Source organism: Ruegeria sp. K3 (assembly GCF_056531845.1).
In genome coordinates this window covers 1-14,790 of the sequence record NZ_JBQFMM010000021.1, presented here as the reverse complement: position 1 = coordinate 14,790, position 14,790 = coordinate 1, and the positions used below count along the sequence as shown (strand labels likewise).

Below are 14,790 nucleotides of genomic sequence, written 5' to 3'. Positions count from 1 at the left end.
AGTACGACAAGCGTCGTTACAAACGGCCTAACCGGATCGAGATCATGTTCGGCAGGTTGAAGGATTGGCGGCGTGTGGCAACCCGCTACGATAGGTGCCCGAACCACAATTGACCTCTCCAGGTTTCCAAACCATCGACTCCTGTATATCCTCGTCCGTATGTTCCTCGATCAAGGTTTCTGGCATCCGTTCTCGGCAAGGAAGTTTGCAGGCCGAGTACTCAGCTTTGGAAAGGAAACTGGATGTCAAGATCGCCAAACCATCAAAGCGTGCAGAGAAGGAGAAATTTTCTTCGGAGATTCACGTCCGAGAGTGGAGACAAGAATGGATCAAACGGATGTAGAGTATGGATCTTGAGACTATCTTTGATAACAATTTTAAAATCGAGAATACTTCGACTGCTGAAATGCATGGGAAACCCGAGTTGCCGACAGAGTATTCCAACCAGATAGGGTTCTTGAGAGTCTTGTATCAGCGGTCAGTCTTACCTTTAGCCTGAGACGGAAATGGCGCGCCTGCTACTTAGAATACCGTCGTTGAGATTCTGGCGCGCTGTTTTCTGATCATCCCGATAATCTGTACTTCGAAAAAAGCTACTTCGTTTCTAATTGCTGCGTCGAAAGGTTAAGCAAACTCTACATCAGATCGATGGACGTATCGGGCAGCAGATCAGAACCCATTTGACGGATAATGCGCAGCGAGCAAGTCTATTGCAGTCTCTGAACCGCTACTGTACCCGTCTCAATTCAGTTATCTACCAACTGCGATGCGTTGCAATCAGCAAAATTTTGCGGAGCGGAATCGCACAATACACTTTTGTTCTTTGGACGCTCTAAACTTCGCCGAACTATACATGCACACTACATACAGAGTTGCTGATAACCAACGGCCTTTGAAGCATATCGCCGGAGGAACTCGAATTGCAGTCCCACGATCCAGTTGGCTCTGAGCTCATTGAGCCAACAAAACTCCCTGGCGTAGTTCCAATATGTCTACGGAAAGTGCGGTTGAACTGAGACATGTCATAGAAACCGTACTGCTTTGCCACGCGCCGAATTAAGCCCCGACGCGGGGACATTCGCGCAAGGTCGGCTTTGATAAATTGCGTCTTCCGTCTTGCAATATACGCCTGCACTCCCTCCTCTTCCTTAAACAGCCGGTACAAGGTTGCGCGTGAAACATCGAATTTCGAACAAAGATCGTCCAAACTAAACTTCTGATTTTTAATGTTTTGATCGATGTAGTGCCGGATCGCTGCGCTACGTAAGTCGCCACCCGAATTGGAGAGCAGATCCGGCTTTTCGCGGAGGATTGGTCTGAGAAATGCACAAATACCATCCGCAAGCACGCCAGCGTCCGGAGTTTGGTAATCGTTAACGGACTTGATAAGGCTTTCGAGAAGAGAGCGCAAAAGCGCGCCTACCGGAGTTTTCACGTCAAACGTTCGGTTTACAACGGCTCTACCTGGTACCAGTTCAAGTCGGCTTGCATGCACGTAAAGTATGATGATTTCGCTGTTGTCTTTGCAAAACCGTGCAGTTTGTTCGCCGTGGTTGCAAACGTGAATTGCGTTGGAAGACTGGCTTATCTCATCGGCTCCCAGAAGGTAGTTTTGATTCCCACTTTTTAAGAGTGAGATAGAGACCAGAGACTCTTCATCTGGCGGTGGCGGCCGGGAGCATGTCATCGGGGCCGCGAAAGAGTGCACCAGAGTGCAATCGTTGACCCACCAGACGTTTGATCGCAAAAAGAACGAATTCCTCGCTTCGGCCGGCAAACTGAAACTAAGGTAGTTGCGCCAAAGATCTGCCGTGGCGTCCAAGCGATCGTTCGGCGCAAAATCTGCGGTATCAAACTTCAGTCTAGGCAAGGTTTCCATTGCCCTAATATATTGTTCAAGCGGTCCTTTTCGCAAGGTTTAAGTGCTCGAACGAAGAGCACGGATATGCGGACGAATTTGCTCTGATAGTGCGGTTTTCCCGATTGGTGCGTAATTGATTCCTGTGCGACACTCGCCACATTATTTCCCGCTGTTTGCCAGGATGTTTTGGGTGCGCTCTTGGGACGAAGCCTCTGGTTGATAATCTTCGGAATGGCATAGCTTTCCAAAGAAAGAGGTGCCGCTAAAACCGAGACACCAGTGTAGCTGACATCGAGATCTCGCTGCGATCATAGATGTCAACGCTTGACCAAACCTTGCGCCCTTCAAGCGAGGCCTGAGGGACGAAACCATAGATACTCGCTTCTGGCAGCACTACGTCCAGTCTCCCTGTCAATGTTTCGTCACGTCGTCCATCAAACAAAACCCACTTTTGATAGTCGCTCGTTTCGAAGGAAACCGAAATGCTGGGCAGAAACTTTCCAACCGTCCCAAAACTATGTGATCCAAATATGCGGTAGGACATACTATCAATTGTCGCTGAGTCAGAATCGAAATTGGAGATGCCAATTCCAATACTGGTTCTTCTTCCGTTCTTGAAACGGACCCACTCACCCGTGGCACCAACCCTAAGAGAATCGCTAAACGAATCTTCATAGCGGGACTCATTTCGGACGGTCGCGCCGAATCGAAATAGTTGCTGCTTGGATAGCCTGACGATCTGCGATGCGCGAAGCTCTGTCCAAAGGGTGTGCCTATGACCGCCAATCCAGTTTTGCCCAAGAAACGCAGATAACTGAGTCGCCCCCAATTCCGGCCAGATCAATCGTGTGTCACGAACCCCTAAAACGATTGCCCCATAGTCGAATTCCGCGCCCCGGGCTTCAGGGGCAAGTCTCTTTGCCTTTGAATTTAGCCAGACCTTTTTGCCAAACAATTCGGCGGTTAGTTCCGTGCGATGTACTTTGCTTTCCAAAATCCGATAGCTCGATGACAGACCGATCGTTGCCTCGTAACCGCCCAATTTCTGCGCATTGTCAGCTATTGAAAACGGTAATCCTCCGATAAATATAGTCGTGGTTTCAGCGCCGTTGTTCACATTGTCTGAAGGTGTCAAACCAAATTTCAACCGAAATGAAAACGGGTTACGATCGGAGACGTGCCGAAAAGCCCGCGCTATATGTGGTTTTGCAGACTTTGGGGCAAGCTGATCTGCACGACGCAACCAAACCTGTGCTGCCGTGTAACGCTTCTGTTGTATTGCCACGTGAGAGGCAATTGTCGCTGCATCAAATCGAAACTTTCGAACGTCAGCTGAACGATAGGCCAACCTCGCTGACCGCCTTGCTGCCTCCCATTTCCCTAAAGCTCGGGCCGTAACGGCGCGGATCAACAATGCCTCTGCATCCGTAGGATCTACTGCCAAAAGCGCCGTTGCTGCCTGATCCGCAATCGAGAAGTCGCCTGTTTGAACTCCGACCCAAGCTGTTCGGCGAACCTGATCCGGGCTCAATACTTGTGCCACAACTGGCAACGCCAGGATCCATATCGCCAGAGATAGTGCAAAAAGTTGCCTCATTTTGCCATTTGTTCCCTTGCACCACTTTCCTTTTTCGCAATGGGAACCAAATCGATTGTATCGCTAACAAATGTCAGGAGGCATATCGTCTTTCGCAGGATTCAAGGTGCGAGCTCAAAAAGAACGCGTAATCCAAAATCATATTTAGCGACATGTTGATTTGCCATTTGTAAGGCTCCCAAGCCTGCCGTTTCTCTAAGCACGCTATTGCCTTGTGTCGTTGTTCCACCATCTCAATTTGATTGTCCTGTTGTCTGCCATTCGCGAATTATCCAGCGGATAAATCTTCGCATTGTTTTCATTCTTATTTGAGGAGCCTAATTGGATGGGCGGCGGATTCATCCGCACTGATGGAGTCCGATTTCGTCATCATCGCGCGCCAAGATCAGCTCCGGACGAAATTACAGAGGCTTGATGAAACGACCGCGGACAGAACGCGGCAACGTCACTACGATAGTACGCCAGAAACTTAGAGACATTGAGGCATGGCCTATCGAGTCTCGTGAGTGCTGAAATCAAAGGCAAAGACCGGTTGGCACACAGCCGTTCGATGAACTTGCGCTTCTCAACAGTCGTTTCACTAGAGGTGCTGCGGATCACAGGCCGCAACTGGTCCGCCGAGTTGGCAGACATGACATGCTGATCCTGTTACTGATGTTCAGTCAGACATTGCGACCGATCAATATCTGGGCTTGCACGCCCGTACCGGACATTCCGAGTAAGGCACTCTATTTTGACAGCCTAAGCTGAATTCTTGTCAACTCTCCTGTTGCAAGGCGGATAATCAACAGTCCTGATGCAATGGTTACAGCGGGGAGACTGACTTTAGCGCCAAGAATTATCCTTATCAGGTCGAGCGGATTGCCAGTATACAATCAACTATTGTTCGATTTCCATGCAATTGTGGTCTCAAAAGACGCGCCGTCAATCCCGTTGCCATTGGCCGAAAGAACTGAATGTTCTCAGGTTCAGAACGAGGCGGCAACCGGATGAAGCGTGACCTCGAGATTCGGGTGAGAGAAACGGCCATCGCTTTTGCGCACCCCAACCAAGGCTCGCATTCACCAATCTGACTGCGGCAGTCAATACAGCTCTCGTGACCATTAGAAGATAGTGAATGCCAGAAAGTAATGCGCCAGCATGGATTCCCGGCGCTCATGGGCGGAACGTGCAAAAGCTACGACAAAGTGGCTGTCGAAACAGTCTTCGAAACCATCAAAGATGAACTGCTCAGGCAGGAATGCTCACGTTCGGGCCGCGATGCTGGTACGGCCATTTTCGAAAAGATCTGTGACTTATGCGAGCCACGTCAGGGACGCTCAGCCTGTGGCTGAACAATCCGTTGGACTGCGTATGAAAGGTCGCATAGTTGGGCAATCGGAGCGGCATTGGGCCGGGGCGGGTCCACGCCAGCAACACACCGCACAAGTACGCCACCGAGCATGCAGTGCCAGTGAGTATCCTCATCCGTTAGACTGTTGCATCCGCACAATCGCTGACTTTCCTTCCCTTTGGTCAGTGCGACTCCGAAAATCTCTCAGGCGTTGTCATGTATGGACAAATGATCTATCTCGTTGCCTGCGATTTTGTGCTGAGGGTTTGCTTCCGAAAGCGTTTACCAAGTGCTTGAATTGTAAACAGCCTGAGTCTTCAATTCGTCTCAGCACCACCTAAGAGCACTCTCACCGTTCCCTCTTCTGAACCAGCCGGGGTGGTCGTGGTGGCCGTAAAGTCGGCTTGACCCCAGATCAACAAGGTGTCGTCGCCCTCACGTTTACCAAACCCACCGCCCATCACTGTTTCTTCTGGAACCGCAAATCCCCCATCGCCCGACAATTCGCCCGTCAACAAAGCGTTAAATCCGGTACCGCTAGTGAGCCCTTCGGTGATCGAAAGTGTGCCCTCCATGCCCTCCAGCGCCGAAACGGGGGTCAGGCCGCATGAAGGGATTTCGACACAGTGGTCTTCGGTAGTGGACAAGATGAAATTGTCTGCAGTGCCTGAAACAACCCCAGAGCTGAAAGAATATGAAACCATCGCATCGCCGATCGCAACATCCCGATTGCTGGTGTTGCCATCAACGTCCATACTGTAAATTGCGCTAACAGTACCAGCAAAGGTCACGTCGTCGGTCGGAGCGATGGCAACAATACCTGGCACGAGGGGCGTTTCAAAGTCTGCCACGTTTTGGCCTGCAAAGACCTCACCCATAATATCAGTTTCGGTAACAACGTCACCAATATTTTGATCAACCAAGGACACGTCCTGTTCAACCGGCGCGGCACCATTGCCCCCGCTGCCGCCACCGCCGCAACCGGCCAGAATCGAGATTGCAACCACGTTGCCTGCCATGTAAAAAAGGTTCTTAAGCATCTCTAATCCTCTGGTTTTTTTGTATTCTGGAGCTTCAGGCGAAAATAAATTCGGCCTCGGTCAGTGACGTGGCTTCGACCCCGAGAAGAAGAATTTGATCGCCTGCATCTGAGTAGCTGATCAATGCACTCCGCCCGTCCGCAGCGGCTTCAATGGTCAGGTTACTTGCGGCCATGACGCCGGCCCGCGACAGATCGACAACGTCTTCGCCGGACGCAAAATCAGTGATAATATCATATCCATATCCAGTATTGAAAATGAATACATCGGTCCCGAGGCCACCAAAGAGAACGTCGTTTCCAGCGCCGGCATCCATATGATCTTCATGAATCGAGCCGAAGACGATATTGTCTTCACCCAAAGCATCGGCTGCGATGGGCATGGTTACACCGGCATCGAGCACAGAGAAAGTGACTTCGACGGGTGTACTGGCGTTCCCAGCCTCATCGCTGGCCGAAATCGAAAGCGTGAAGCTATTTTCGCCTGTTTCATAGTCGTTAGCAGCTGACGACAGGCCCGCATCCGTGAGCGTGATCTCGCCCTGATCGTTGACCGAAAACCATGGAAACGCCCCGCCCGGGTCGCCAGACACGATTTCATAATCTGTAACACCAACATTGTCCGTCGCGGTCACGGTCGCCAGAACGTCGGCCGCATTCTGGTTTTCACTATAGGTTGCAGATTGCGTATCTGTGTCAAAACGAGGCACCTCGTCAACAACGACACTGACCGTCAGGGTGCCCTTATCCGACAGGAAGCCGAGCGTTGCATCCGATACTGTGTAGGTAATCGTCGCGTCGCCAAGGAAGCCAGCAGCGGGTGTAAAGGTGATTGCAGCTCCGACAACACTGACCGTTCCTTGCTCCGGCGGTACAGTGACACTGATTGTCATAGCGTCGCCGTCGACCTCGGTGATCAGTGGCGCCACGTCGATAACAACAGCGGTATCCTCCATCGTCGTTGCGGTGCTATCTGCTGCTACGGGGGCGTCATTAGCCGGGTCAACGGTCACGGTCACCGTACCCTCGTCGAACAACCCCACCCCGGTATCATCGGTCACTTTGTAGGTGATCGTTGCCTCACCGTTGAAATCTGCGGCAGGTGTGAACGTCACCAAAGTCCCAGCCACATCGACTGTGCCCTGTTCAGCTAGAACTCCGGCTGTCACGGTGACCATATCACCATCCAACTCGGTGATCAGCGGTGCAACATCAATGACAACGGCTGTATCTTCGGGCGTCGTATCGGTCCCTTCCGCGGCCACAGGGGCGTCATCCACGTTCGCGTAGTCGATGTAGACTGTGGCGGTTGACTGATCACCGTCCTCGTCTTCAATGATGTAGTCGAAGCTTGCTTCACCGACGAAATTTTCATCGGGCTCAAACCAGATCATGTCCTCAAATTGCCTGACCTGGCCATTGACCGCATTTTCGGTACCTATGATCGTAAAACTCTCGTCGTCGAATACATTGTAATCATTGGCCAACAACTCCGAGAAGTTCCACAATTCGAAGTTGCCTTCGGTGCCGGAAAACCGGTCATCAACAGCAAACAATTCAATAATTTCAATGGTCACCGTCGCGATGTTTGACCTCTCAGTGTGCAAGTCACTTTCAAAATCAAGTATGATCAAACGGTATTGAAAAGTGTCAGTTCCGGATTTTCCGTCAGCGGGGTAGTAGTTGACCGATTGGTTTTGATTTAGTGAGATTGAGCCTTTCGTCGGAAGGCTTATGAACCTTTGAATACTTAGCCCTTCGGTCGGCAAATAAGAGCTTCCGCCATTGGTATCGTTGGCGAAGATGTTTATTCTGATCCGCTCACCGCCAGTCGTTGTCACAAAGTCATCGTTGGCCACATACGGTATCGGTAGCCCTCCTGACTCTGTGGCACCAAGATCGGTGATGCTTTCCCCGTTGTTCGCGATGTCGGTCGCATCAATGCGTTTTGTGTCATTGATATCCGTTCCCGGTCCGAAACCTTCATCTGCAGCATCCAGGGCCGGATTCACCGGATCTGCGAGCAGAGGTATGTCGTGGATGTATTCGTTCTCATCAACCTGACCCGAAGTCAGGCCATCGACGATTTTGGTCGTCGTGAAAATGTCTTCGATATTCAATCCAGTATTGGTGATGGTGCTACCGGTATAGAAGGACCCGCCAATAATATTGTTGCCCTGATAGATGATTGCACCTGAGCCAGAAATCAGATTGTCGAGGCTGTTGCCAATGACGATGCTGTTGGTAACCGTCACCCCGCCATCTCCGGCGGCGACGCCGCCCACTGTTGTGCCATCAGATGCGGTGTTTCCGGTCAACGTGCTGGCCTCGATGGTTAGTTGACCGCCTGCATAGACTGCACTGCCATTTGATGACTGGCCGCCGGTCCCGTTGTCGGCCAGGATCACGTTCGTCAAAGTCACGTCCCCAGCGCCAAAAACTGCGCCGCCGTGACTGGCATTACCGTTCGTGGAGTTGCCCGTCAGCGTCGAATTCTGAATGGTAAGATCGCCACCAGCATAGACCGCACCACCATGGGCGCCATCACCGCTAGCGTTGTTGCCACTGATGATACTTCCCTTGATGACCAACTCGCCGGCAGTCTGCACTGCCGCGCCGCCCTCATTGTCGGTCAGATTACCACCGGTGAGTTTCAGGTTTCTGATTTCCGTGTAGGCCTCCGGGTCAGTCGTCACAAAAATAGGTGCATTCGCAGTCGGGTCTGCCACGATCTCAACCTGTCCGACGGGGTTATCATCGCCGTCAGCCAAACCGATTGAATATGCTTCGATAATGACATCTTTCGGAAGCCAAAGGTGACCTTGTGAGAGTTCGATTACGCCGCTAAGGTTGTGCGAAAGCCTTATCTGAGACGTTTCGTCGTTAGCGATTTCGTGAAGTTCGGCCAGCCATAGCGCTTCCCTCAGGGTGAGCCCGTCGCCATCCGAACTGTCAAGGTCAACGACCCTAGAGACAGTTCCATCGGGCCCATCGGTCTGTTCAATGCGGCTTTCAAGAGTAGCGTCGTCTTTGAGCGAAGTTACGGTGAAAGTGTGGTCGGGGTTGAATGTCGGCATCTATGCGTCCTGTGCTTCAGGGCACGTCAGTATCTTGAGTTTCGGATGGCAGGCTGACCCTCACAAAGATCGCGGAAGAAACGCGACGATGTCGGAGCAGGGTTCCGCTCTAAACATGCTGCAGTACTCAAGTGTCCCTTGTTTTGATTGTCCTAGTCAGAAAAGAGCACCCAAGTGTTCACTTATGGAATCCTATCTCATCTGAACCGATGCTGTCGTTGGCGGTGAGTCTCAAGATCATTTGCGTTATGCATCAATTTGTTCGTCGCCATGTATGAAAACATCTGAGTGTTTTCCGAATGGCAGACATTTGTTTCCGAATACCGCAGAGGCAGTTCACCAGAATACACATTGGAGACAGACTAAATCAGTGGCCTAAAGCCAGCGAGCTGGACACCTGAGCTGGCAATGCAGACGACAAGACCAAAGAGGATGTGTCGCAAACTTTGGGCCTGGATTGAGGAGCACATAGATTTCGACTCTTGGTGCCTGCGTATTGTTCTCCAACAGGTTTCAGCATGATTTCCTTGAAAGGCTGCCATTTCCCCAGGGATGCGGTTTTCTACGCCGTTTACTTCTATCTGTGGTACACGGTTTCGAATCTCTTGCGAAGTTTCGGTTGGATGAAGAGAACGCGCTGTAGCAGCAGGTCTAAGCGGCGAGTTCGGCGAATTGGCGAAACGGGCAGAGTCCAGACGTGATTTGACCTTTGCGGATCGCCGTTTGCAGCGACGCTCTACCTCAGTGATTACACCAGAATACCGTGTTACCCATCGGTTTAGCGTAGTGTGGTCCACTGAAACACCGCGCTCGGCCATGTTTTCTTCAAAATCCCGGTAAGACACACTGTATCGGACATAGAAAAACACCGCGAACAGGATCACATCCTTCGGATATTGTGCGCCTTTGAAGGAAATCATGAACTGACTTTCGACTGATTCTACCGAAAGTCATTCACCCGCAGCATCTGACCTCGTCAACAGCCAAAAGTTTGCAACAGATCCCCATCGTCTCGGCTCGGATGCCGGATGTTCTGGTAGCCAAGTCCGACGGCAAGGATTTGCTGTTCACCAAGCGCGTTGTCGGAATGCCAGGAGATCCTGTCAACAATGGCAACAGCGTTTGCATCAACGCCGACTGCGTTACAGCACAAATGAAAGACGGTCAGGCTGTATCAACGGTTTGGACCGCTTCCAGCGTTCCCGCAGGCCATGTCGCGCTCTTTGGAGAAACGCAGGACAGCCTGGACAGTCGCTACGCGGTGATCGGCTCGATCCCCATTGAAGATATCGAAGCCGTTGGCGTGCAGATCCCGTTTCCCCCATTGGAAAAAGCTGGCGGAGTTATTGGAATGAAGCTTTACAGCCCCAGCGCATCCCTCAAGAGCGCATTGGCGCGGGTTTGCCAGCCTTTGCCGTCTGCTTTGAGGCTGCGTAAGACATCCTGGTCCAGCATAATACTGACCCGCTTCTTCTTTTCTGCTTCTGGAAGAGGGGGGCGGCCGCGCGTGGCGGTTTTGAAGAAATGCTCATCAAGTTCCAGCGCGTCTCCGTTCTCGTCGATATATGATCTACGTTCCGACATAGAATTTCACCTCGCGTTTGTTGGCTTTCCGCAGGCTGATCAGCCGGCGATCGCTGTTCCTTTCTGTCCAGACCAGCACATAGTGACGATCTCCTATAACCCCGATCGAAACATACCTGTCTTCACCATAATCGTTTCTGTTGTCTTCTCGCGTGATCGCGGTTTCCCAATTGAAGCCCTCAGCAATAGAAAAATCACATCCGTGTTTCTCAAGGTTACGTGTCCGCTTCGCAGAGTCCCAAGTAAAGTTCATTGAATTTACGTATATATAATAAATAGGTCGTACAAGCCAAAAATACAAGGACTGCGCTTCGCTGCTGTCTTGGCTGGCCTCCTGCTTTCAAACGGCGTCGCGACGGCCAAGGACCTGGGTGTTCATGGACCTCTCTTTGAAGTCAACGAACCTTCCATCCTGGACACCATAAAAGCACGTCTCAGAGAAATGGATGCGTCTGGTGAACTGGATACCATAAAGCAGGAAATGAAGAACACGACGCGCGCATATGTAAACAGGTCTCGCCCTGTCACTGGTCTCGGCAAAACGGAGGAATATGCAAGCTGGGAGGTGGATCTCAGCATAACACTCAAACAGGATCTGGCTGACCACAACGGGCCGGTCGTCGCAAGGGCGGGCACTGTGGTTAACCCAATGGCCTACACCCCGAGAACTCAAAGCCTGGTCCCGCGCGAAGTGGAAGTCATACGAATAGAAGTTCGGCCGCGACGTCAAAAAGGGACCGCGCTACACGCTCGCCGGCATCTCCTTCCCGCCCAATGCCGTTGAGGCCCAGATCGGCATAACCGGAACCGTTGGTGTCACGCAACCAGCGACGAATGCTTTCTGCGCCTTTGAACGATCACGCGTCACAGGGAGCTATTTGAAGCAAAAAGGCACCCAAACTTGAGACGCTCAGCAATTCCACAGCAGTCAAAGTGAATCAAAACTGCGGGCAACTAAAGAAATGTCGATCATGACAATGATGTTAAATGGGTTGCTTGTTATGGATGGTTTGAAGCCCGGCGATCCCGCCCTGGTCCAGTTTTCTGGTGTTTTGAAATGGTTTTCTACCAAACACGGATACGGATTTGTCGCATGCGACGAGACTGGCAAAGATACACTGCTCCATCAGAACACGATCAACGAGTTTGGGCAAACATCCATAGCACCCGGATGTGAAATCAAAGCGCTCACACGCCGCACATCCAAGGGCACACAAATCGTCGAGATCCTGGAGCTGCAGGCTGAACCGGTACCTGATTTTCTGCTTGACGAAACCAGCGAACGGGAAGGTAGAACTTACCTCCCCGCACGGGTCAAATGGTTCAGCATGAAAAAGCAATACGGGTTCGTAAATGTGTTTGGTGACCCGCGCGATTGTTTATTGCACTGGAACACTCTGGCAAAAGCAGGACTTGGGATGGTGAGTGTCGGCGAAGCGCTTGGCGTGGAACTGGATGACGGCCCAGACGGCAGAGTTGTCGTCTCTTCTGTCAAATCCTGGAGCTAGGGTAAGGATGCATTGATTTTTGCTTCGCTGCGTGATTCACGGCTCCCAAAACGGAGCTGTGACATGAGCGACAAGCGCAACGCGGACGGCACGTGCTTTAAGTGGTTCGATATCAGGCCGTTTCCGAAGGATCCGCCGCTTGTGGTGGCAAGTGGGTAAAAGTGGAACCGCCTATCGAACCGGGTAGCTCTATTCTTTTGAATGACCGGTCTGAGCCCAGAGCCGCGGCGGACATTCCCTGCGGATATTGCATTGACGGCACGTTCAATCCCGGGTCTGTTGAAGGTCCAACTCTCGACAATACATAGACGGCCCGATCCATGCTCAAAATCACCGGCCTTAGCCACATCTGCATCAACGTGGTCGACATTAACGCCGCCCTGGACTATTATTCAATTCTCTTGGGCGCTGAACCCTTTCAGATATTTCCTCGTCTGAGGAACGAAGGATTCGCCAGAAGCGCTGGCTTCGGTGATGCGTGGCCCGATGTCGATGTCTCGATTGCATTCATGAACCTACCGAGTGGTGCGATGACATTGGAGTTGATGGAGTATCACAGCCCCGCCGGGCAGATTCTGGACTATGAACTCGCGACAACGGACCAACGGCGGGTCGGCCATGTAGCACTAAAGGTCTCAGGTATCGACGGAGCGTTTGAACACGTAAAGTCCCAACCTGACACCAAGATGATCTCCACAGCGCCAGACTATCGCCCAACTCTGATCAGTTCGATCAAGCACAGTGATCTACGCTTCTTTGATCCTGAATTAGAGGCGAACCTGGACGAGAAGCAGACTACCGCGGACATCATTGGCGGCATTCGCTATTTCTACTTTGTCGATCGCTACGGCATCCAATGGGAGTGTGAAGAAGGGCACCATGATATTGGCGATCCAACGATCGAATAACCGGGACTGTTTCACTGACTGAGACGTTAACGCGCAATTCCCCCATCACCGAGCCACTTACTGCGAGCCTGCCTTAGCTCACCCGACGGACATCCTTGCGACCAAAGCCGACGTTAGTACCAATGCAGCGAGTTGGCGCTTTGTCCGCGTATCAGGCATTCCTTGAATTCTGCCGAACGGCGGCTTCGAGCCCTTCTCTAGTATACTATTCGATGTGTGAACTTCGATGGCTGTAGAACCTGGCGGCGAATGAGCGTAAGTTTTGTCCTGAAGACAGTGAGTTCGAGAAAGCCACGCCTTTTTGCAGATCTATATGTCGGCCAGGTTTCTATGAGGTTACAGGGTTTTGTATCCGGGCATTTGAAACGAGAGGCCTGCAGCTTGCTGCGTGGGGTGTGGACCTTCCATGAGGCCCATCGGGCCGAAATGGCACTTCTCTTGCCGTTCGCCCTCCGGAACGGGCTCTCCCAGCCCGCTTTCGGAACGGCGCAAGGCGCTTCTTCAACGCCCTCTGGCGTCCTTCGCAGCGCTAAATTTGGCGCTGCTCTATCGACCTGCTGTCTCGTCTCTCTGGGGTCTCTCTCAGCCTCCGCTGAAACCTCGTCCGGGGGCTGGTCGAACTCCGGCTCGTTCAGCGACACAGAGGCCCGCCAGATGCGCCAAAAGCTCGCCAAGGCACCCAATGCCAACAGCGACGGTTGGGGCTCTCAGATCGCGTCTGAGGGCGTCGTGAGCGAGTGGGTTGCGCTCGACAAATTCGAGCGTGGTACTCCCGGTAAGAACCCGCCTCGGCTCGCCAGCTTCCGCCTGCCCAAAGGGACCGAGGTTGACCAGCTCTATGCGCTCATTGAATTCGCGGAATCTCCGAGGGCTGGCTATGACGCGATCCATCACAGCGCGAAGAAACTCACGGCCAAGCGTCCGACCCAGATGACCCTGGGCGAGATCAAAACCTGGATCAAAGCAACACCCGGCCAGCACCACGCCATAGGCCGGTTCCAAGTGATACCGTCAACCTTGGCCAGTCTCCAACGACGCCTCCGGTTGCCAGACTCGTCAGTGTTCAACAAGACCACTCAGAACATGATGGCCGGTGTGCTGCTTTATGATGCTGGCTATCAGGATTTCTTAGCGGGCGACCTTACCCACTCTGGCTTTATGGACAACCTCGCTTTGATCTGGGCGGGCTTCCCAAATGCCAATAGCAAATCCCACTACCATGGATATGCAGGCAACCGGGCCACGGTGACGCGGGCTTTCTTTGAAAAGCAGATGGTCAAGATATTCGGTGCCGATGATGACAAAGCGTCGTGATCTTCAGGCGCCACAGATGACCTCGATGTGTTCAACACTCAACGCTACTTCTTCTCGCGGCACTTGTCCTCGGTCCGCTGATTTTCAGCCAAGCAACCTAAAGGCGAGTTTGGGCCAGAGGACATGGCACTTCAACCCGGAACACTGTTGCAGACCATCTCGGATCATATCGTGTTCATCTCGTGTCGGTCATGTGGGCATTCTGCCGTTTTGACTGTTGCCTCGATCCTGTCGCAGTGCAGCCCGGGCGTGACTGTCGCGGATGTCAGGCCAAAGCTCAAATGCACCAAATGCCGGAAGAAACAGATTTCTGAATTTAGGTTGGCAACCGAGTGAACGTCTCTTACATGCTGTCCTGTAGGCCATCCCCTAGGCCAAAATCTGACAGGACAAACCCATGGACATTGAATGGCCAAAATCCATTCCGAGTGGTCTTGAATCACATCTTGCAGTGGCATCTGAAACGGGCTGGTAATCCGCCCTTCGAAGCTGGTTGAGAACCCACCTTCTTGACCGGTTTGAAGAGTGGATTCCACTGCTCAAAATCCGACTTGAAGCGGCCTTTGTAA

Annotated in this window: 9 protein-coding genes and 3 pseudogenes; 6 read left to right on the top strand and 6 right to left on the bottom strand. The window is 52.1% G+C overall.

Features of this window, described 5'->3' with window-relative positions:
- Positions 1–113, top strand: a pseudogene (locus tag ACR0MP_RS21740) (IS5/IS1182 family transposase); the annotation flags it as partial.
- A 734-nt stretch (positions 114–847) separates the two neighbouring features.
- On the opposite strand, the gene ACR0MP_RS21735 reads toward ACR0MP_RS21740, so the two are convergent.
- From ACR0MP_RS21735 to ACR0MP_RS21715, 5 genes and pseudogenes are all read right to left on the bottom strand, one after another.
- Complete coding sequence (locus ACR0MP_RS21735; protein WP_480888068.1) at positions 848–1,879, bottom strand: helix-turn-helix transcriptional regulator; 1,032 nt, start codon at positions 1,877–1,879, stop codon at positions 848–850.
- Between the two features lie 244 nt (positions 1,880–2,123).
- Complete coding sequence (locus ACR0MP_RS21730) at positions 2,124–3,458, bottom strand: surface lipoprotein assembly modifier (protein ID WP_480888066.1); 1,335 nt, start codon at positions 3,456–3,458, stop codon at positions 2,124–2,126.
- Between the two features lie 1,650 nt (positions 3,459–5,108).
- Positions 5,109–5,831: a hypothetical protein gene (locus tag ACR0MP_RS21725; RefSeq protein ID WP_480888059.1), complete on the bottom strand. Its 723-nt coding sequence runs from the start codon at positions 5,829–5,831 to the stop codon at positions 5,109–5,111.
- A gap of 34 nt (positions 5,832–5,865) precedes the next feature.
- Positions 5,866–8,907 (bottom strand): Ig-like domain-containing protein, encoded by a 3,042-nt coding sequence (locus ACR0MP_RS21720; RefSeq protein ID WP_480888057.1) that lies wholly within the window; start codon positions 8,905–8,907, stop codon positions 5,866–5,868.
- Between the two features lie 719 nt (positions 8,908–9,626).
- Positions 9,627–9,827 (bottom strand): annotated as a pseudogene (locus ACR0MP_RS21715) (IS6 family transposase); the annotation flags it as partial.
- Between the two features lie 71 nt (positions 9,828–9,898).
- Between ACR0MP_RS21715 and ACR0MP_RS21710 the strand changes: the two are divergent.
- Positions 9,899–10,192: pseudogene (locus ACR0MP_RS21710) on the top strand (S26 family signal peptidase); the annotation flags it as partial.
- 285 nt (positions 10,193–10,477) lie between these two features.
- Here the strand turns inward: ACR0MP_RS21710 and ACR0MP_RS21705 are convergent.
- Positions 10,478–10,744 carry a BrnT family toxin gene (locus tag ACR0MP_RS21705; RefSeq protein WP_480888055.1) on the bottom strand — a complete coding sequence of 89 codons (267 nt, stop codon included), beginning with the start codon at positions 10,742–10,744 and terminating at the stop codon, positions 10,478–10,480.
- Positions 10,745–10,813: 69 nt separating this feature from the next.
- On the opposite strand from ACR0MP_RS21705, the gene ACR0MP_RS21700 reads away from it, so the two are divergent.
- From ACR0MP_RS21700 to ACR0MP_RS21685, 4 genes are all read left to right on the top strand, one after another.
- Positions 10,814–11,275 (top strand): hypothetical protein, encoded by a 462-nt coding sequence (locus ACR0MP_RS21700; RefSeq protein WP_480888052.1) that lies wholly within the window; start codon positions 10,814–10,816, stop codon positions 11,273–11,275.
- A gap of 178 nt (positions 11,276–11,453) precedes the next feature.
- Positions 11,454–11,999 (top strand): cold shock domain-containing protein, encoded by a 546-nt coding sequence (locus ACR0MP_RS21695; protein ID WP_480888051.1) that lies wholly within the window; start codon positions 11,454–11,456, stop codon positions 11,997–11,999.
- 320 nt (positions 12,000–12,319) lie between these two features.
- Complete coding sequence (locus ACR0MP_RS21690; protein WP_480888049.1) at positions 12,320–12,907, top strand: VOC family protein; 588 nt, start codon at positions 12,320–12,322, stop codon at positions 12,905–12,907.
- Between the two features lie 654 nt (positions 12,908–13,561).
- Positions 13,562–14,221, top strand: a complete 660-nt coding sequence (locus tag ACR0MP_RS21685; protein WP_480888048.1) for a lysozyme family protein — start codon at positions 13,562–13,564, stop codon at positions 14,219–14,221.
- Positions 14,222–14,790: the final 569 nt, after the last annotated feature.

Coding starts and splice junctions, on each gene's coding strand:
- ACR0MP_RS21695 (WP_480888051.1), top strand. CDS start 11,454: ATGTCGATCATGACAATGATGTTAAATGGGTTGCTTGTTATGGATGGT.
- ACR0MP_RS21690 (WP_480888049.1), top strand. CDS start 12,320: ATGCTCAAAATCACCGGCCTTAGCCACATCTGCATCAACGTGGTCGAC.
- ACR0MP_RS21720 (WP_480888057.1), bottom strand. CDS start 8,907: ATGCCGACATTCAACCCCGACCACACTTTCACCGTAACTTCGCTCAAA.
- ACR0MP_RS21730 (WP_480888066.1), bottom strand. CDS start 3,458: ATGAGGCAACTTTTTGCACTATCTCTGGCGATATGGATCCTGGCGTTG.
- ACR0MP_RS21705 (WP_480888055.1), bottom strand. CDS start 10,744: ATGAACTTTACTTGGGACTCTGCGAAGCGGACACGTAACCTTGAGAAA.
- ACR0MP_RS21725 (WP_480888059.1), bottom strand. CDS start 5,831: ATGCTTAAGAACCTTTTTTACATGGCAGGCAACGTGGTTGCAATCTCG.
- ACR0MP_RS21735 (WP_480888068.1), bottom strand. CDS start 1,879: ATGGAAACCTTGCCTAGACTGAAGTTTGATACCGCAGATTTTGCGCCG.
- ACR0MP_RS21685 (WP_480888048.1), top strand. CDS start 13,562: ATGCGCCAAAAGCTCGCCAAGGCACCCAATGCCAACAGCGACGGTTGG.